A 19,214-nucleotide genomic window follows, 5' to 3' on the forward strand; every position below is an offset into this window, starting at 1 on the left:
CATGGACCGGCGCTGTGAAGCCGTCAGAGGTCACCCGTTGGATCCCGTTCCGCTCGTCCTGGTCATGCTCCGGATCTGGCGGGCCGCCACCGACAGCGTCGCCAGGTCGTGCTCCCCGCTCTCGTACAACTCGGTCAGTGTGCGGCGCGCCCGTCCGATGCGGGAACTGTTCGTCATCTCCCACTCGGCGATCTTCTCGACGCCGTTCTCGTCGGGCTCGCCGACGGCGAGCACGTCGAAGCACAGTGCCCGCAGCGAGCCGTAGATGTCGTCGCGGATAGCCAGGCGCGCCAACGAATGCCACCGGTCGTTGCGCGACAGCCGGGACACCGCGGTCAGCAGCCCGTCGGTGCCCAGGTGGTCCATCAGCGCGAAGTACGCGTCGGCCACCTCGGCGGGGTCGCGATCGACGATGTCGGCGATGTCGATGATGTCGAGCAGGCTGAACTGATAGAGACCCGTGGCCACCATGTAGGCGACGTCCTCCGGCACCCCCTGGGCGCTGAACTCACCGGCCTCTTTCTCGACGATCGCCTTGTCGTCCCCGCGCAGCCAGTCCGCCATCAGGGGCGTCAGTGTCGCCACCTTCTGGGCGAAGCGGTTGATCTCCGCGCCGACGGCCAGCGGGACCGGACGGTAATTGAGCAACCAGCGCGTCGCGCGGTCGATCAGGCGACGCAGGTCCAGTGTCATCCGGTCGGTCACGGCCACCGGCACCCCGTTGGTGCCGGCCTCCCGGATCTGCCGCCAGACCCGGCCGAGACCGAAGATCGCGTCGGCGGCGGCGAAGCTGCGCACCGCGTCGATCGGCGCGACACCCACATCTTCGGTGACACGGTAGGCATACGAGATGCCCGCCGTGTCCACGACGTCGTTGACCAGCATCGTGGTGACGATCTCGCGTCGGAGCTGGTGTGACCGGATGTCGGTGCCGAACTGTTCGCGCAGCGTGGTCGGGAAGTACGACGGCAGGCGGGAGGCGAACACCTCCTGGTCGGGCAGATCACCGGCGAGCAGGTCGTCTTTGAGCGCCAGTTTGACGTGCGCCATCAATGTGGCCAATTCCGGTGAGGTCAGCCCGATTCCGGCCTCGGTGCGGCGGCGGATCTCCTTCTCCGAGGGCAGGGCTTCGAGTTCGCGGTTGAGTCCGCGCTCGTCGACGAAGTCCTTGATCATGCGGGCGTGCACCGACAGCAGGCTGGCCGCGTTGGCCCGACTGGTGCCCATCAGGTCGTTCTGACTCTCGTTGTCGGACAACACGAGTCGGCCGACCTCATCGGTCATCGACAGCAGCAGGTCGGTGCGGTCCTCAGGGCTCACCTTGCCGGCGGTGACCAGCGAGTCGATCAGGATCTTGATGTTGACCTCGTGATCGGAGCAGTCCACACCGGCGGAGTTGTCCATCGCGTCGGTGTTGATGCGGCCGCCGCACAGATCGAACTCGGTACGGCCCAGCGAGGTCACGCCCAGGTTGCCGCCCTCGCCGATCACCTTGGCGCGCACCTGGTTTCCGTTGACCCGGACAGCGTCGTTGGTGCGGTCGCCGACGTCGGCGTCGGCCTCGGTCTCGGCCTTGACGTAGGTGCCGATACCGCCGTTCCACAGCAGGTCCGCGGGGGCTTTGAGGATCGACTTCATCAACGCCGGCGGGGTCATCTCGGTGACGCCCTCGTCGATGCCCAGCGCCGCGCGGGCCTCCGGGCTGATCGGGATCGACTTCTGTTCGCGGCTGAACACCCCGCCGCCCTTGCTGATCAGGGACTTGTCGTAGTCCTCCCAGCTGGAGCGCGGCAGGTCGAACATCCGGCGGCGTTCCTCCCACGATCTGGCCGCGTCGGGGGCCGGGTCGATGAAGATGTGCCGGTGATCGAAGGCGGCGAGCAGACGGATGTGCTGGGAGAGCAGCATCCCGTTGCCGAACACGTCACCGCTCATGTCCCCGACGCCGACCACGGTGAAATCCTGGGACTGGGTGTCGACACCCATCTCGCGGAAGTGCCGCTTGACCGACTCCCAGGCGCCCTTGGCGGTGATGCCCATCGCCTTGTGGTCGTAACCCACCGAGCCACCCGAGGCGAACGCGTCACCCAGCCAGAAACCGTAGGACTTGGCCACCTCGTTGGCGATGTCGGAGAACGTCGCGGTGCCCTTGTCGGCGGCTACCACCAGGTAGGCGTCGTCGCCGTCGCGCCGGACCACGCCGCCCGGGGTGACGACCTCGCCGGTCACCTTGTCGACGTTGTCGGTGATGTCGAGCAGGCCGGCGATGAACAACCGGTAGCAGGCCACGCCCTCCTCCCGGGTGGCGTCGCGGTCGACCGCGGCGTCCCCCGTCGGGGCCGGGGGCCGTTTCACCACGAACCCGCCCTTGGCACCGACCGGGACGATGACCGCGTTCTTGACCGCCTGGGCCTTCACCAGCCCCAGGATTTCGGTGCGGAAGTCCTCGCGTCGGTCCGACCACCGCAGGCCGCCGCGAGCGACGAAGCCGAACCGCAGGTGGACGCCCTCGACGCGGGGTGAGTACACGAAGATCTCGAATTTCGGCCGCGGCAGGGGCAATTCGTCGATCAGCTCCGGATTCAGCTTGAACGACAGCACGTTCTGCGCGCGCGCCGAGTCGGATCCGGTGATGAAGTAGTTGGTGCGTAGCGTCGCCTGGATCATCGAGGCGAACGCCCGCAGCACCCGGTCGGTGTCGAGGCTGACCAGCGCATCGATGTCAGCGGCCACCGCCGCCGCGGCGGCCTGGGCGTCCTGGTTGGCTCCGTCCCGCACGTCGCCGGCCGGGTGGAAGAGCGCCTCGAACAGCTCGACGAGAGACCGCGCGGTGCGGGCGTTGTCGTTGAGCACCGTCTCGATGTGGGACTGGCTGTAGGGAAAGCCGGCCTGTTTCAGGTACTTGGCGTAGGCCCGCAGGATCGCGACCTGCTGCCAGGTCAGTCCTGCGCGCAGCACCAGTTCGTTGAACCGGTCCATCTCGGCGTTCCCGTGCCAGATCGCGGTGACGGTGTCGGCGAAGCGTTGCGCCGCCGCCTCCCGCTCGGGCCCGGGCGGCGCCTCGGGGATGCCGTGGTGGGGAACGACCTTGAACTGGTAGATCCACACCGGCAGTCCGTCGGACCGCGTGACGGTGAACGGGCGCTCCTCCAACACGATGACGCCCATGGACTGCAACATCGGAAGCAGGCGACTCAACGACGCCGACTGCCCGCCCAGATACCAGATCAGGTGCGACACACCGGCATCGGCGCTGTCATCGCTGTCGGTGAGGACGAGCTTGACCGAATTGTCCTGCAGCTGTTCGATGATCGCGATGTCGTCGATCGCAAGGTCGGGTGCGATCGCCTGCTTGTACACCTCTGGGAACGCGGCGGCGTAGTGCTCGGCGATGCCCTGGTCGATCGGACCCCCGTCGCGCACCGCGCCGAGCAGCCGGTCGGCCCAGGTCCGGGCCGCCTCGGTGAGCAGACCCTGGATGCGTGCCTCGTTCTCCTCGGACACGTCGACGTCGCGCTGCCGCGATCCCTCCGGCAGCCGCACCGTGAAGTGCACGACCGCCCACGGCGACTCGCTGACCCGGGCGGCGTAGTCGATGCTGACACCGCCGAGTTCCCGGACCAGGATGTCCTGCATCTCCAGCCGCACCCCGGTGGTGTAGCGGTCACGGGGCAGGTACACCAGGCAGGACACGAAGTGCGCCAGCGGATCGGCGCGCATGAACAGCAGAGCCCGGCGGCGCGAGCCGAGGTCGACCACGGCCATCGCCATGTCCAGCAGGCCCCGGGCGCTCAGCGCGAAGAGCTCCGAGCGCGGGATCGTCTGGATGATGTCGAGCAGCAGCTGCCCGGGATGGCTGGGGTCGCGGTGGGCCATCGCCAGCGCATCGTTGACCCGACGTGACACCAGCGGGATCTCGAGGACGTTGGCGTTCATCGCCGCGACCGTGAACAGACCGACGAAGCGGTGTTCGATGGCCGAGGACGGGTCGTCGGCGGCCTGCTCGCGGACGACGACGATCTGCGGATAGGCCCCGTAGCGCAGGAAACTGGGAATCGTGGCCTGCGCCAGAGCCAGCAGCTCGTCCTTGTTCGTCAGCTGGGGCAGGACGTCCTGACGCAACCGCAGCACCCCGAGCCGGCTCGACGTCTCGACCGTGGCCTCCCCGTCGCGGACAGGGCAGCGCTGGTAACCGAGCAGGACGAAGTGACCGTCGGCCAGCCACCGCAGCAGGGCGGCGACGTCCTTGCGGTCGGGGCTGGGAAAGCGCTGGCCGGAATCGCCGTCGAGCTCGGCGGCCAGGATCCGCAGCGCCGCAGCCATATCCGTCGAGTCCAGCGCCACCTGCCGGGCATCGGCCAGCACCCGGGGCAGCAGCTCTTCCACCTCGGCCAGGGCGCGCCGATCCACCGAGCTGGACAGCTGCACATGCACCCAGGTCTCGTTGATGCCTTCGCTGAACGTGGCGTCGGAGGCGACCGCGACGTCGAGCAGCTCGCCGCCGGCGCCGCGCCGCACCCGGAACACCGGGTTCATGATCGCCGTGTAGGCCACGCCGAGGCGGTGCAGCAGCACGGTGACCGAGTCCATCAGCATCGACGCGTCGTCGGTGACCACCTGAAGGGCCGGGCCGAAACCGGATCCGTCCTCGCCGGAGTACACGGCCACGTTCGTCGCCCCCGCGGAACGCTGGCTGCCCAGGCGCAGCTGCGCCTCGACCAGGGCCGCGGTGTTCAGCCCGTCGCCACCCTGCCGCCGCAGCGGGCCGGTGACGGCGGCCTCGGCACCGGGGGCGCCGCCGTGGGGACCCCGGTACGTCGCGAGGTAGGCGGGAATGATCCGATCGACGACCTCAGCGGTCACCGCCGGGCTGTTCACGGCACCTGGGTTCAACGACATTCGCCGCTCCTGACTCACACGCGCGCACCGGCCGTCGTTGGCTGCAACCGGGCGCCCTGGGCTAGGGGTTGTCTTGCTCCGCGCGTTCGCGCCGGTTACCTGGTCCGCAGGTCGAGACTAGTCCCGAGTGAGCTTGCGGTGGGTCACCCTGTGCGGACGCGCTGCATCGGCGCCGAGGCGTTCGATCTTGTTCTCCTCGTAGCCACCGAAGTTGCCCTCGAACCAGAACCATTTGGCCTCGTTGTCGACGTCGCCTTCCCACGCGAGGATGTGCGTGCAGGTCCGGTCGAGGAACCAGCGGTCGTGGCTGATGACCACGGCGCAGCCGGGGAAATTCTGCAGCGCGTTCTCCAGCGAGCTCAGGGTTTCCACGTCGAGGTCGTTGGTCGGCTCGTCGAGCAGGATCAGGTTCCCGCCCTCCTTGAGGGTCAGTGCCAGGTTGAGCCGGTTGCGTTCACCGCCGGAGAGCACGCCGGCCGGCTTCTGCTGATCGGGCCCCTTGAACCCGAACGCCGACACGTACGCCCGCGAGGGCACCTCGTTCTGACCGACCTCGATGTAGTCGAGACCGTCCGAGACGACCTGCCACACCGTCTTGTTGGGGTCGATGCCGCCGCGACTCTGGTCCACGTAGCTCAGCTTGACCGTCTCGCCGACCTTGACGGTGCCGCTGTCGGGCTGTTCGAGCCCGACGATCGTCTTGAACAGGGTGGTCTTGCCGACACCGTTGGGGCCGATGACGCCGACGATGCCGTTGCGGGGCAGCGTGAACGACAGATCCTTGATGAGCTGGCGCCCCTCGAAGCCCTTGTCGAGGTGCTCGACCTCGACCACGACGTTGCCCAGCCGGGGGCCGGTCGGGATCTGGATCTCCTCGAAGTCGAGCTTGCGCGTCTTCTCCGCCTCGGCAGCCATCTCCTCGTAGCGCTGCAGGCGGGCCTTGTTCTTGGCCTGGCGGGCCTTGGCACCCGAGCGGACCCAGTCCAGTTCGTCCTTGAGCCGCTTCGCCAGCTTGGCGTCCTTGCGCCCCTGCACGGCGATGCGCTCGGCCTTCTTCTCCAGGTAGGTGGAGTAGTTGCCCTCGTAGGGGTAGGCGCGGCCGCGGTCGAGCTCGAGGATCCACTCGGCGACGTTGTCGAGGAAGTAGCGATCGTGGGTGACCGCCAAAATGGCGCCCTTGTAGTCGGCGAGGTGCTGTTCGAGCCACAGCACGCTCTCGGCGTCGAGGTGGTTGGTCGGCTCGTCGAGCAGCAGCAGGTCCGGCTTGGACAGCAGCAGCTTGCACAGCGCGACGCGGCGCTTCTCACCGCCGGAGAGGTGGGTGACGGGCTCGTCGGGCGGCGGACAGCGCAGCGCGTCCATCGCCTGTTCGAGCTGGCTGTCGATGTCCCACGCGTCGGCGGCGTCGAGCTCCTCCTGGAGCTTGCCCATCTCCTCCATCAGCTCGTCGGTGTAGTCGGTCGCCATCAGCTCGGCGACCTCGTTGTACCGATTGAGCTTGCCCTTGATCGCGACGCCGTCCTCGACGTTCTCACGCACCGTCTTCGTCTCGTCGAGCTCGGGCTCCTGCATGAGGATGCCGACGGTCGCACCGGGCTGCAGGAATGCATCGCCGTTGTTGGCCTGGTCCAGACCGGCCATGATCCGCAAGACGCTCGACTTACCGGCCCCGTTGGGTCCGACGACGCCGATCTTCGCGCCCGGAAGGAAGTTCAGCGTGACGTCGTCGAGGATGACCTTGTCGCCGTGCGCCTTGCGGACCTTCCGCATCGTGTAGATGAATTCGGCCATTGCCTCTGATGTCGCCTTTCTCGATCCCCGGTACTCGATCTACGGGGTCATCTCGGACCTCGCGATAGTCGGGCCCCATCCTAGGCGCGGCCGTATCGATGCCGTTGGCCGCTACGCGCTCAGGGCGAGCGCTTCGGCGTCGGCCTGCGACGGCTGCGCGTCCTGCGGACCGTCGGCACCGGCAGAGGTTCCGGCCTCGGGCTCGGGCACGCCGGTGGGAGCCGGCGGCTCGGGATGCCTGCGGCTCTCCATGCGGGTGATGCACCGCGCCAGGTCCGGCCCCACGGAGGTGGCACGGATCTCCAGCGACGATCGACGGTTTCCGTCGCGGTCCTCGTACTCACTGGTGTACACGCTGCCCACCACGATGACCGGGTCCCCCTTCCCGAGACCCGCGCCGACTCCGGTGATCAGGCGGCCCCAGCAATTCACCGTGGCGTACAGCGAATTACCCGGCTCCCAGCCGCCCTCGGCCGTACGCCGGCGCGAATTGCTGGCCACCCGGAACTTGATCAGCTCCTGGTCGCCGACCCAGCGGCGCTCCGGGTTGGTGACGATGGTGCCGACGACGGTGATCGGTGTCTCGAACATGTGATGTGCCCTTCTCGATTCTCGGCTGCGGGCCGGGCACGTGCCCGGCTCGTGGTGACACCACCATTGAGCTCTCCGCCGCCGACATCGCACCGGCGCGCACGCCTGCGCCGGCATTCGCCTGGGGATGAACGAGGGTTTGGGGATGACCGAGAAGGAATGTCAGTGCGGGCCGGCCGGGAAGTCGATGTGCTGCATCGGTGCCGCCGGGGCCGGCCCGCACGGTCGACGCTACACGACACCTGAATATCTGAACAGCTGAAAAGATGTTGGCCGGTCAGCTTCGTTCCCGCTCGCGCCGCGCGAGTTCGGCGAGCATGTTGTTGTAGGCGGCCAGATCGGCGTCGTCGTCCCGGTCAGCGGCCCGATCCATCCGTCTGGCAGTGCGGTCGTCGGTGCGCCGCCACTGCACGAACAGCGCGATCAGCACCACCACCAGCGGGACTTCGCCTGCCGCCCAAGCGATTCCACCCCCGAGCCGCTGATCGCCCAGCAGGTCGGTGTGCCAGGGCAGCTGCAGGGAACGGTAGAAACTCTCCGCGATCACCGACTGGGTGCCCATCAGCACCACCCCGAAGAACGCGTGCAGCGGCAACGACGCGAAGACCATCCCCAGCTTCGCCAGGTGCGGAATCGGCCGCGGTGTCGGGTCCACCCCGATGACCACCCAGTAGAACAGGTAGCCGCTGAGCAGGAAGTGCAGGTTCATGGCCAGGTGCGCGGCGTGGCTGCCCGCCGCGGCGTCGAAGATGCCGCCGAAGTACAACCCGTAGAACCCGACGATGAACAGAGCGGTCGCGACGAACGGGTTGGTCAGCACCTGCGACACCCGCGAGTGCAGAGCGGCCAGCAGCCATTCGCGCGGGCCCGGTGCGCCGTTGCGCCCGGCCGTCGGAAGGGCGCGCAGCACCAGCGTCACCGGTGCGCCGAGCACCAGCAGGATGGGGGCGAGCATGGACAGCAGCATGTGGGCGATCATGTGCAGGCTGAACATCGCCGGCATGTACCGGCCGATGCCCGAGGACGTGGCCAATAACAGGACCACGCAGCCGAGCAGCCAGGCCGCGACCCGGCCCGCGGGCCAGGCGTCGCCGCGGCGTCGCAGCCTGCGCACCCCGGCCAGATAAACGAGCGCCAGCACGATCGCCGCGGTGCCGAACACGAGGTCGAACCGCCAGTCGAACAGCAACCGCGCCGCCGTCGGCGGACCGGCGAGGTCGTAGCCGATCTCCACCTCGGGGATCGACAGGTCGGTATCCAGCGGCGGTGGCGGCGGCGTCCGGCCCAGCGCCACCGCGACGCCGAAGGTGAGCCCGAACAGGACGGCCTCGGCCAGCGCGAACCTGATCAGCGGACTGCGTGCGGCGGGGTCTGCCTGAAGGGCCGTCACTCCCCTGCGGCGCTGCTGCCAGCCCAGGACACCCAGTGCCACCAGCGCTGCTGTCTTGGCCAGGACCAGCAGCCCGTAATCCGTGGTGACCAGGTCGGTGAGCCTGAGCCGGACCAGTGCGTTGACCACGCCGCTCGCCGCCATCGCGACGAAACACCAGAGGGCGACGGTGGAAAACCGCCGCGCTGCCAGACCCCCGTGCTCACCGCCCCGAAGGGCGTGGACGAGCAGCGCCAGCAGGCCACCGGCCCATACGGCGCCGGCGATCAGGTGGATCAGCAGGCTGTTGGTCGCGACATCGTGGGCGCCACCGGACGACGAGTGTCCCGACAGGGCCAACGGCAGCAAGGTGAGCAGGGAACCGGCGAACAGGACCGGGGTCCAGGACCAGCGCAGCACCGGAATGCTGACGACGGTGACCAGTACGGCGAACAGCGCCGTCCACCGCCACGCACCCGCGATGTCGATCAGGCCGGCCACCGACCAGATGTCGGCGGGGCTGAGCCGGGTCGACAAGGGCTGACCGCTGACGTCGGAGACCGTCAACGGCACCATGAGCACCGCACAGACCGCCCACACCGCCGAGGCGGCGGTGCCCATCCGCAGCGCGCGATAGCCGGCTGCGTCCAGCACCCCGGTGGGCTGCGGGGGGACCAGGAACGCCGCGAAGAGGAATCCGCCGGTCGCCGTGACGGCGGCGATCTCGCCGACCGCCCTGACGAACGGGAGTCCGTACGAGGTCACCGGACCCGGGTCGGGCAGCCCGGTCGCGGTCAGCGCGTCGGCCAGCGACAGCGCCGACAGCGCCGCCGCAGTCAGGCCGGCGAGCGCCGCGATCCCGTAGAGCACCGCCCATACCGGCGCGGCGTGCACCCGGGAAGGCGCGATGCGGACCGTCGACGACATGAACCCAGCGTATGACCTCGGCGAGCGCGATCTACGACACAGGGTCGTTGCGGAGCTGCCTGCGGCTGCGCTCGCGGGCGAAGAACTGCTCCCGCGAGTACGCGTCCACCTTGTCCATGTCGGTCAGGATGCCGCGGAGCTCGTCGCGGAACGCCCTGCGCCGATCGGCGAGGTCGGCCGCCGATTCGAGGAGATGCTGATCGGCGGCGACCTGCCGGGCCGTGGTGAACAGCAGCGCCGACACCGACTCGGTGCTCTGCACCCGACCCTGCGCCACGTACTGCTGCCCCAGCCCCAGTGCCTTGGTCGTCAGCTCCTTCTCGGCGAGGTCGGCAGGCGCGTCGAGCAGCACGTCGGCCACGATCTGATACGCCTCGAAGAACGGCCGCAGCAGCGGCCCGGCGATCGCCGGACGCTTGGCGCGCAGCAGCGCCTCGATCTGCTCGCCGCCGGCTTCGACATGGTTCTCCCAGTCCGCATGCCAGGACATCTCCTCGGCGACGTGCTGGCGGAACGCCGCCGAGTCGGCGAAGTAGAACTCGAACTTCAGGAGGTCGCGCAGCCGCATGACCTGCGACCAGAACGCCTCGAGACGGTCGGATTCGGTGCGCGCTGCGTAGGCCAGCGCCAGTTCGACCAGCGAGGTCTCCAGGAACGCGTCGATGAGCGAGTTGCGGTAGAACGACGCCTCCAGCTCATCCTGTGGCGCGATGTACCAGACGGGCTCCGAGCCGCCGTCGACCCGGGTCACCGGATGGCCGTTTGACAGCGCGTCGACGGCCACGCGGACGCCGTCGGGGGTGCGCAGCCGCAGCGCACTGTTGGTCATCGGCGTCTGTTTGCGCTCCAGGTAGTCCAACGAGTCCTGCAGTGTGTGGTGCAACTGATCCAGGGTCAGGGCCACCCCGCGGGTGCTGAGCAGCAGGGCGGACACCAGTGCCGTCGCATTCACGGGGGTGACCTGAAGGATGCGCCACGCCACCTCGAAGGCCATCTTCTGCATCGCGAGCCGTTTGGCGCCTTCGTCGGTGGTCATCGGTCCGTGCGGCTCACCGAGGTACTCGCGCATCGAAACCGCCTCGGGGAAGCGGACATAGATCTTGCCGTAGTTGCGCTCCCCTTGCGCCCGAATGTAATTGACCAGCCAGGACAACCCCTCCGGGGTCTTCTCCCCGCCGCGGGCGTAGCGCGCGTACTCGGCGGTCTCGTGCAGCTGGTCGAAACTGATCGACACCGGCTGCAGCAGGATGTCGTCGCTGCGGCCGTCCAGGTAGGCGTCGGCGACATAGGCGAGCAGGCCGAGCTTGGGCGGCAACATCTTTCCCGTCCTCGAACGGGTGCCCTCGATCGCCCAGGATAGGTTGAAGCGCTTCTCGACGATGTAGCCGACGAACTGCCGGAGTACAAATTTGTACAGCGGGTCGTCGAGCTTGCGGCGCAGGAAGATCACCCCGGAGCGGCGCATCAACGGGCCCATGAACCCGAACGAGAGATTGATGCCGGCGAAGGTGTGAACGGGCGGGAGGCGGTTCTCCTGCATGGCGACGGGCACGATCGCGCCGTCGAGGTAGGACCGGTGGGAGAACAGCAGGACGGCCGGATGCGATTCGAGCGAATGGCGCATGGCCTCGACCTCGGCGCGGTCATAGTCGATGTTCGGGTCGAAGCCCCTGCTGAAGATCGCCCGGCCCAGCGACGGGATCAGGTCGACCGAGAAGCGGCTCCAACCGGTGCCGAGCTCGTCGAGCATCTCCCCGGCCTGTTCGATGGTCGCCCCGGGGATCTGCTCGAGCCCTTCCCGGAACCGTGCCGAAGCCAGCACTTCGGGCTTGATCAGTTGCGGCGACTTGTATTCCGGCCCCAACAGCCGCAATTCGACGCGCTCGATGGCCAGGATCGCCCGCCGGATCACGAAACGGGCGAACTCCCGCGGGTTCTCGGCGACGGTGGTCTCGCTCCACCGCTGACGCAGCTCCGAGACCTTGGCGGGCTCTCCCGCGACGACCCTGGCGCGCGACGCGTCGCGCTTCAAGATGCTGTGCTGCAGCACCTTCGGTGGCCGGTAGGTGTCGCGACCCGACAGCAGTGCCACCACCTTCGAGCGCGTGGGCAGACCGCCGGGAATCCAGAACACCCGCACGGGGACGACGGAGCGGTCCTCATCGGATTCGAGGAGCTCCACCAATTGGGCCAGTACCGCAGGCGGCGGATCGTCGTCGGCGGGAAGCTTCAGCACCTCGATGCGGGAATCGGGATGCGCCCGGCGCTGGGCCCGCAGCCAGTCGTTGAGCAGCGCTTCCTCGGCCGGCGAGGACACCGACGCCAGCACCAGCGTGTCGTCGACGGCGGTGTAGGCCGCGATGTCGTCCGCGCGGATCTTCATCGGCGGCCCTTGTCGGTGGACTTCGGCGCCGAATCACCCTGCGCCGACGAACTCGGCGCGACCTGGGTGGTCGCCTTCTTGACCGGCGCGACCTGGGTAGTCGCCTTCTTGACCGGCGCCTTCTTCTGCGCTGCCTTCTTCGGGGCTGCCTTCTTCTGGGCTGCCTTCTTCGGGGCCGCCTTCTGGGCGGTCTTCGCCGGCGCCTTCTTCTGGGTTGTCTTCTGGCCCGGCGCTGCCCGCGTGTACAGCTCCGGCAGCACCAGCTCGTCGTGCGGCCAGTCGGTCAGGGTGTCCAGGTAGAGCTGGCGGATCTCCTCGATGCGCTCCGGGAGATTGTCGTGCGTCCAGTCGTCGACCGGAATCGGCGGGTACACAACGATGTCCACGGTGCCGGGGTTGAACGTGCTCGAATCGCGGGCGGCGATCACCTCGGCGTTGCGGATCACGATCGGCACGATCGGGATGCCCGCCGACATCGCGATGCGGAACGGTCCCTTCTTGAACTCCCCGACCTCGGTGGTGTCGAGCCGGGTGCCCTCGGGGGCGATGAGAATCGAGATTCCTTTGCGCGCAAGGTCTTCGACCTTCTTGAGCCCCTCGATCGCCTTCTGCGGATCGTCGCGGTCGATGAAGGCGGCGTCCATAATCTTGCCCATGGTCCCGACGATCGGATCGTTCTCCAGCTCCTTCTTGCCCACGGAGGTGAAGTTGTCGCTGACCAGGCGTCCGGCGATCAGCGGGTCGGCCTGGTTGCGGTGGTTGAAGATGAACACCGCGGGGCGCTGAGCGGTGAGATTCTCCTCGCCCAGGACCTGCAGGTTGATGCCGATGGTGCTCATCAGCGTGCGGCTGAACATCGAGGTGAAGAAGTTCACGCCCGTACGACGGTTGCCGGTCAGAATGCCGATGCCCAGCGCCCCGGCGGCGATCGGCACCATGCTGGCGATGCCGGCGGCGGTGCGCAGCTGCGAGGCCGGGTTGGATCCGCTGCGGCTGCTGAACCGCAGGATGGGCCAGCCCCGCTTGGCGGCGACGGCGGCCATCTTGCCCTCCGGATTGGTGGGCCGCGGATTCCCGACGAGGTACATCAACGCGACGTCCTCGTCGCCGTCGGCGTAGAAGTAGCTCTGCGACAGGTCGATACCGTTGGCCGCGGCGAACTCCTGCACCGCCCGGGCCTTGCCGGGGCCCCAGATGACGGGGCGCTGCACCTCGCCGGTGATCAGGCCGTTCTCGTCGGTCTCGAACCGGTTGCTCAGCACGTTGGTGATCCCCAGGAACCGGGCGACGGGCTCGACCTGGACGGTCAGGGCCGACGAACTGAGCACGACGGTGTGACCGCGCGCCATGTGTGCACGGACGATCTCCCGCATCTCCGGATAGATCTTGCTGACGATCTTCTGGACGAAGAGGCGTTCGGCGAGTTCGTCGATCTCATCGACCGAGTTGCCGCGCATCATGCGGGCACCCTTGCCGATGAGGTCTTCGAACTCCGAGCGGCCGAGCTGGTGGTTCAGGCCCGCCTGGACCATACCGACGAACTCCCCGACCGACATCTGCCTGCGCCGCAGGCGATCCTGCGTCATCACCACGCCGGTGAACCCGGCCACCAGGGTGCCGTCGAGGTCGAAGAAAGCCCCGATCTCGGGGCCTTCGGGACTCGCCCGGATCTCGGCGACCGAGCCCGGTAGACGCATCTGACGGTTCCCCGCGCTCTCCGGATTCATTGTGGGCCACTCCCGTTCGATCGGCTGGGTTCGCTGGGCGGTGTCGGGTCTTCGGCGAACGTCGCCGGCGTCGCCCGGCCGTCACCGCCGAGGGCGAGCACCTCGTCGAAGCCGGCCAGCAGGCACCGCGCGAAAAGCTTCGGATCGGTGACCGCGGCGCGGTCGTACCGCGCGGTGATCGTGCAGTACCCGGAGCGCGAGATCAGCACGACCATCATCGCCACGCCGGGCAGCGGCCCGAGTCCGTACTGCCGCAACACCTTCGCGCCGGCGATGAAGGTGTCGCCGGCGTAGACGGGCACGTTCGACGCCTGCACATCCGAGTTGACGATGGAGCCCGCCATCTGCTCGAGCACGGTGTCGGGCAGGAAGCTGACGACGGGTGCGATGGCGCCGACCATGTCGATGGCCCGCTCCTCGCGCTTGCTCCTCATCTGCGAGTGGATGTCCTTGATCCGAACCTCGGGGTCGGCCAGCCCGATGGGTGCGGCGAGGTTGACGCCGGCAAACCTGTTGCCGCCGGCAGGGTCGTCTTCTGATCGCAGGTTCACCGGCACGGCCATCGGCAGCGAGTCGACGGGAACGCCTTTGGCCTCGTGATAGAGCCTCAGCGCGCCGCACACACCCGCGAGGTACGCATCGTTGATGGAGCCGCCGGCGGCTTTGGACGCCCGGTGCAGATCCCCGAATGCGATGTCGATGGCCTCGCTGCGCGACGACAGGCTGCGGCGGCGCAGGATCGGGGACGGGTCGGCCACCGGGCCGACCACCCGCACGCCCGACATCGCGTAGTCGATGACGCTGCCGAGACGCGTCACCGGATCGCGCACCACGTGCCCGGCGGCCTTCGCGGCGCCCACGATCGCGTTGCGGAAGCCGCCGACGACGGTGCCGGGCAGACGATTGATGCCGCTGCGCATCAGATCGCCGGGCGACAGGTCGGTCGGAACGGGCAGCGGCGGAACCGGTTGCGGCGGTGGGTCGCGTTCGAGGTCGTACAGGTTGGCGAACATCTCGACGCCGCCCACCCCGTCGGTGACAGCGTGGCTGAGGTGGACCATCAGCGCCGCCTGTCCGTTCTCCACCCCTTCGATCAGTGTCGCGGTCCACAGCGGCCGGGAGATGTCCAGCGGTGACTGCGCGGCGATCTCGGCGAGATCCATGACCTGGCGCATGGTGCCCGGTTCCGGCACACGCACCCGGCGCAGGTGGAAGTCGAGGTTGAAGTCCGGGTCGACGACCCAGCGGGGCGCGGCCGTGGGCAGCGTGGGGGTGACGACCTTCTGGCGCAGCCGCAGCACCTTGCGCGACGCATGCTCGAAGCGGGTACGGAACGTGTTCCACTCAGGGGCGGTGTCGAGCAGTTCGACGGTCAGGATGCCCGAGCGCGTCCGCGGATTGGCCTCGCCGCGGTGCAGGATCTGGTCGAGCGGGCTGAGTTCCTCCGGGAGTCCGGCCGCATCCATGTCCGGCAGATTGCTCATGCGTCACACGCTAGTCGGCGTACCTGAGCCGGGTTGTCGGTTTTGGTACCTGGTGCCGCCCGTTGCCACCTGTCGCCGGCGGACGCCCGCGATACACTCCTCGGCGTTGCCTCCGTAGCTCAGTGGATAGAGCAACCGCCTTCTAAGCGGTCGGTCGCAGGTTCGATCCCTGCCGGGGGCGCGACATCGTCAGCGCCGTTCCTGATCGCCCGGTTGCCGCCTACGGCTTGAGCCAGCGCCATTGCGCGGTGCACCAGGGCGCGGCCCCGTCGAGCGAGTCGGCCACGGCCTGCACGACGCCGGGCCAGTTCCACTGGTCGTAGTCGTCACCGGAGAGCCAGCCGCCGGAACGCACCTTGGGTTGCCAGGCCTTGATGTCCTCGCAGACGCTCTCGTAGTCGTGCCTGGCGTCGAGGTGAACCCACGCCAGCGACTCGTCGGGGAACAGATTGGCCGCTGCCAGGGAGTCGGTGATCAGCAGACGCACCGCGTCGGCGGCACCGCACGCGATGACGTTGCGATGCAGCAGCCCCGCCATGGTGCCTCCGCCGAACTCGACGGCCGGGCCGTGCGCGTCGGTGTTGGCCGGGCCTTCGGGTCCGCTGCCCCGCGCGGTGTCCACACCGATGATGTCGACCTCGCGTCCGTGCTCGCGCACCACCTCAGCCAGCGAGCAGATGCTGCGGCCCAGGTAGCAGCCCACCTCGACGAACCTGTCGCCGTCGGCGAAGAACGCCACGGCCTCCTCCTGGCCCGCCCGCCACTGGAACCACCCGGGGATGTCGCGCCAGCTGTGCACCGGGCGGTCGAATCCTGACATCGCATCGTTCACTGTGAGCACCACTTCCTGTTCCACGGCCGCGCAGCGTGTGCGGTCGTCACGCTGCGTCCCGCTCGTCGAGTACGCGTCGATAGATTCTGACGATTTCGTGACGCACCTCGGACCGCTGCGCCAGACGCAGTTCGCAGCGGCTGCGGTCGACCACGTGCGGCCGCTCGCGCGCCTCGGCCACGGCGCGTTCGACCGCCTGCAGGAGGCCTGGGGCGTCGAAATATCCGAGACCGAAACCGAAGAGGTGCGCCGCCTGCTGTTGATGGAAGAACCCGCAGTCAGGGACAACCCGAGACACTCCTGCGTCGAAACATGCCTCCACCCAACCGGAATGGGTTCCGAATCGGTACGGCAGGACCATGACGTCGATCTCGGTGAGGTAGTCGACGAGCCCGGCGTCGGTGAAGGGTGGGTGGATTCTCACGTCGACGCCTGCGGCCCGGTAGCGGTCGAGACGCTCCGACACCTCCTGATCCGCACGGGGGGAGGTGGTCGCATTCTGGTCCATGTCGAAGCGCACCGCGGTGCCGCACGAGGGCAGGCCCGAGGCGAGCAGCGCATCCATGAGTGGCCACGGATCGACGTTCTCCCGCAGGAACTTTGCGTGCATGGCCACAACAGGCACCGGCGCCGGGTCCCGCTGCGCACCGACCGACTCGAGGGGCAGCAGGTGCGGGTGCGGCAGCACCGTGGGCGCCACGCCCCAGCGGTCCGTGATCACCCGCGCCGCACCGGGCGTGAGGGTGATGACCGCGGACGCCGCCCGCAGCAGCAGCTCGAGCCGTTCCCGGTGGCGGGACTGGTCGCGCAGGTGCGGGTTGGCCAGATCGTGGACGGTGACCACGAGCGGCACCCGGTATGCCCGCAGCGTCTCGATGACCGCGCGCAGATCGGCGACGGGGACCGTTTCAAAACCGAAATGCACGTGCAGAACATCGATCTCGGCGATGTTGGCTTTGATGTATGCGGGATCGAGCCAGCGCGGCGGCCACCACTGGCCGGGCAGCGTGGCCCCCGGGACGACAGGGTCGGGGCAAAGTGCGACGCGGTCGGGGTCGGTGGAGGAGACCACGAAGGGATGCCCGGCCGGAACCGACGCAGCACGAATCACAACACAACCCTTCGACAGTCGAGGAGAGCTTGCGCCCGCTGTCACAGGCGATCGACCTTCCAGAGATATACCACGCACCGGCGACGGGTACCCTCGGTGGCGTGGGCGATGACATCGGGCGCCGGCGGCATTACGCCGGCTTCTACGGTATGCCCGAGGCGACCTCCGGTGACGACCGGCCACTGTGGATCGTCGTCGGCAACTGCCAGGCCGAGGCCTTGCGGTTAGTGCTCGACGCCGCGTCCGATCGCCCCTACCGGACCGTCCGCATCCCGCCGGTGCACGAACTGCAGCGCAGCGACCTCCCCCACCTCGACGCCCTGCTGTCGCAGGCCGCGATCCTGCTCAGCCAACCGGTCCGCGCCGATTACCGCGATCTGCCCATCGGTACTTCTCAACTTGCAGAGCGTCTTTCGCCGTCAGGGCGATGCATCCGGTGGCCCGTGATCCGCTACGCCGGGCTGTACCCGTTCCAGGCCATCGTCCGCCATCCGGCGGACCGCTCGGTGGTACCTCCGGTGGTGCCCTATCACGACCTGCGCACCGTCGCCGCCGCCCGCGCCGGTCGGCACCCGGGAGAACCGTGGGATGTCGAGGTCACGGCCGACCAGATCAGGGCGGTCGCGGATTTCAGCCGGGACCAGCTCGCCATGCGGGAACGGCGTGACTGCGACGTGGCCGTCTCCGATGTCCTGGCGGGCGCGGGAGCCGAGGCCGCCCACACGATCAACCACCCCGGCAATCCCGTGCTGGAAGCCCTCGGCCGGCGCATTCTCGATCACGCCGGGGTGCCGCCGAACGCGCTGACGATCGCACGCACGCTGCTCGGTTCGGTGTACGCACCCCTCGAGACCCGCGTGCTCTCCGCCCACGGCATCGACGCCGCGCCCCGCACGCACTGGGTCCAGCACGGCGAGACCATCGCCGCCGACCATGTCCACGACACCCAATTGTCTTGGTATCAGCTCAATCCCGATTACCTCGACCTCGCCGTGGACCGGCACGGGGCTGTCATGGACATCCTCGGACTGCTCACGAGCAGGGCGACGGCGTGACACTCACCCACCTCCTCGTCGGTCCGCGCCCGCACGGGGTCGTCCGGTTCGGCTGGGACCTGCACGAGATGATGCAGGCAGCGGGCTTCGCCGTGCGGCGTCAGTGGGCGGCCCATTTCGGCTCCCTGACGACCGCCGGCGCCGCCGGGGCGATCCACCTCCAGTTCACCGACCGCCTGTTCGGCACCTGCCCCGAAGATGCTGCCGCGCTGGTCACCTCGCTCGCCGCCGCCCACCCGGGCCGCGTGACCGCGACGCTGCACGACCTGCCGCAGCCCTCCGACGGAACGAATTTCAGCCGCCGCACAGCGGCGTATGCCGCCGTCGCGGACGCGTGCGACGGCATCGCCGTCAGCAGCGACCACGAGCGGGAACTGATGCGCGACAGCGGGATACATGCTTCACAGGTCGCGGTGATACCGTTGCCGATCGCCCCGCGCGTCACCTCCCGGCCGGCCGGTCGCCCACGTCGTAGCGTCGGGGTGTTCGGCTACCTCTACCCCGGCAAGGGGCATGCCGAGGTGCTGGCGGCCGCGGCCGAGTTCGCCGGGCTCGATGTGGTCGCCATCGGCGAGAGCTCGCCCGGCCACGCGGATCTGGTGACCGAGCTGAAGGAGGCCGCCGAACGCCGGGGCGGGGTGTTCGAGGTGACGGGGTTCGTCCCCGATTCCCGCCTGGTGCCGATGTTGCAAGAGGTGGCGGTCCCGGTGGTGGCGCACAGGCATGTGTCGGCATCGGGTTCCATCAACTCGTGGTTGTCGGCAGGCCGGCGCCCACTGGCGGCGACGAACCGCTACACCGTCGAGTTCGAGTCGCGAAACCCGGGATCGCTGACTCTTTACCCTGACACGCCGGTCGGGTTGCGAGACGCGATCGGGGTGGCGCTCGCCGCACCCGCCACCACCTGGCTGGACGCCGATACCGTGCTGAGCCCGGCACCTGAGAGGGTGGCCCGGCTCTACCACGATTTCTTCGCGATGCGCCGACCGTGAGGGGCGCCGGCCCCTTACCACTGACCGACGGCCGGTGGGTTGTTCCCGCAAAC

General features: G+C 68.5%; 11 protein-coding genes and 1 tRNA gene. 3 read left to right on the top strand and 9 right to left on the bottom strand.

The window, feature by feature from the left end; all coding sequences use genetic code 11:
- Positions 1-30: 30 nt before the first annotated feature.
- The 7 genes from FHR72_RS16050 to FHR72_RS16080 form a co-directional block, all read right to left on the bottom strand.
- Entirely contained in the window at positions 31-4,899 is a 4,869-nt protein-coding gene (locus FHR72_RS16050) for an NAD-glutamate dehydrogenase (RefSeq protein ID WP_183469771.1), read from the bottom strand.
- Between the two features lie 117 nt (positions 4,900-5,016).
- Positions 5,017-6,690 (bottom strand): energy-dependent translational throttle protein EttA, encoded by a 1,674-nt coding sequence (gene ettA, locus FHR72_RS16055; protein ID WP_183469773.1) that lies wholly within the window; start codon positions 6,688-6,690, stop codon positions 5,017-5,019.
- A gap of 111 nt (positions 6,691-6,801) precedes the next feature.
- Positions 6,802-7,281, bottom strand: a complete 480-nt coding sequence (locus FHR72_RS16060; RefSeq protein WP_183469774.1) for a single-stranded DNA-binding protein — start codon at positions 7,279-7,281, stop codon at positions 6,802-6,804.
- 277 nt (positions 7,282-7,558) lie between these two features.
- Positions 7,559-9,577: a bifunctional copper resistance protein CopD/cytochrome c oxidase assembly protein gene (locus FHR72_RS16065; protein WP_183469776.1), complete on the bottom strand. Its 2,019-nt coding sequence runs from the start codon at positions 9,575-9,577 to the stop codon at positions 7,559-7,561.
- 31 nt (positions 9,578-9,608) lie between these two features.
- Positions 9,609-11,960, bottom strand: a complete 2,352-nt coding sequence (locus tag FHR72_RS16070) for a glycerol-3-phosphate 1-O-acyltransferase (RefSeq protein WP_183469778.1) — start codon at positions 11,958-11,960, stop codon at positions 9,609-9,611.
- Positions 11,957-13,657, bottom strand: coding sequence for an HAD-IB family hydrolase/lysophospholipid acyltransferase family protein (locus FHR72_RS16075; RefSeq protein ID WP_183469780.1), 1,701 nt, complete (start codon positions 13,655-13,657; stop codon positions 11,957-11,959). Before FHR72_RS16075 ends, FHR72_RS16070 begins: the two co-directional genes overlap by 4 nt.
- A gap of 26 nt (positions 13,658-13,683) precedes the next feature.
- A complete protein-coding gene (locus FHR72_RS16080; protein WP_183469782.1) occupies positions 13,684-15,171 on the bottom strand; it encodes a wax ester/triacylglycerol synthase family O-acyltransferase in 1,488 nt (495 codons plus the stop codon).
- 108 nt (positions 15,172-15,279) lie between these two features.
- Here FHR72_RS16080 and FHR72_RS16085 point away from each other — a divergent pair.
- Positions 15,280-15,352: transfer RNA gene (locus FHR72_RS16085), tRNA-Arg, on the top strand.
- Positions 15,353-15,391: 39 nt separating this feature from the next.
- Here FHR72_RS16085 and FHR72_RS16090 read toward each other — a convergent pair.
- Together FHR72_RS16090 and FHR72_RS16095 are read right to left on the bottom strand one after the other, a co-directional pair.
- Complete coding sequence (locus tag FHR72_RS16090) at positions 15,392-16,027, bottom strand: class I SAM-dependent methyltransferase (RefSeq protein WP_311736163.1); 636 nt, start codon at positions 16,025-16,027, stop codon at positions 15,392-15,394.
- Between the two features lie 22 nt (positions 16,028-16,049).
- Positions 16,050-17,114 (bottom strand): glycosyltransferase family 4 protein, encoded by a 1,065-nt coding sequence (locus FHR72_RS16095; RefSeq protein ID WP_183469784.1) that lies wholly within the window; start codon positions 17,112-17,114, stop codon positions 16,050-16,052.
- A 101-nt stretch (positions 17,115-17,215) separates the two neighbouring features.
- Here FHR72_RS16095 and FHR72_RS16100 point away from each other — a divergent pair, with 101 nt between their 5' ends.
- A complete protein-coding gene (locus tag FHR72_RS16100; protein ID WP_311736164.1) occupies positions 17,216-18,169 on the top strand; it encodes a WcbI family polysaccharide biosynthesis putative acetyltransferase in 954 nt (317 codons plus the stop codon).
- On the top strand, positions 18,166-19,161 hold the full coding sequence (locus tag FHR72_RS16105; RefSeq protein WP_183469786.1) for a glycosyltransferase family protein: 996 nt from the start codon (positions 18,166-18,168) through the stop codon (positions 19,159-19,161). The genes FHR72_RS16100 and FHR72_RS16105 overlap by 4 nt, the downstream gene beginning before the upstream one ends.
- Positions 19,162-19,214 lie beyond the last annotated feature (53 nt).

The sequence above is a fragment of the Mycolicibacterium iranicum genome (assembly GCF_014190915.1).
Lineage (GTDB): Bacteria > Actinomycetota > Actinomycetes > Mycobacteriales > Mycobacteriaceae > Mycobacterium > Mycobacterium iranicum_B.

Bases quoted from the DNA above. Each gene is read 5' to 3' on its own strand.
- FHR72_RS16060 (WP_183469774.1), bottom strand. From the start codon at position 7,281: ATGTTCGAGACACCGATCACCGTCGTCGGCACCATCGTCACCAACCCG.
- FHR72_RS16075 (WP_183469780.1), bottom strand. From the start codon at position 13,657: ATGCGTCTACCGGGCTCGGTCGCCGAGATCCGGGCGAGTCCCGAAGGC.
- FHR72_RS16050 (WP_183469771.1), bottom strand. From the start codon at position 4,899: ATGTCGTTGAACCCAGGTGCCGTGAACAGCCCGGCGGTGACCGCTGAG.
- FHR72_RS16080 (WP_183469782.1), bottom strand. From the start codon at position 15,171: ATGAGCAATCTGCCGGACATGGATGCGGCCGGACTCCCGGAGGAACTC.
- FHR72_RS16065 (WP_183469776.1), bottom strand. From the start codon at position 9,577: ATGTCGTCGACGGTCCGCATCGCGCCTTCCCGGGTGCACGCCGCGCCG.
- ettA (WP_183469773.1), bottom strand. From the start codon at position 6,690: ATGGCCGAATTCATCTACACGATGCGGAAGGTCCGCAAGGCGCACGGC.
- FHR72_RS16070 (WP_183469778.1), bottom strand. From the start codon at position 11,960: ATGAAGATCCGCGCGGACGACATCGCGGCCTACACCGCCGTCGACGAC.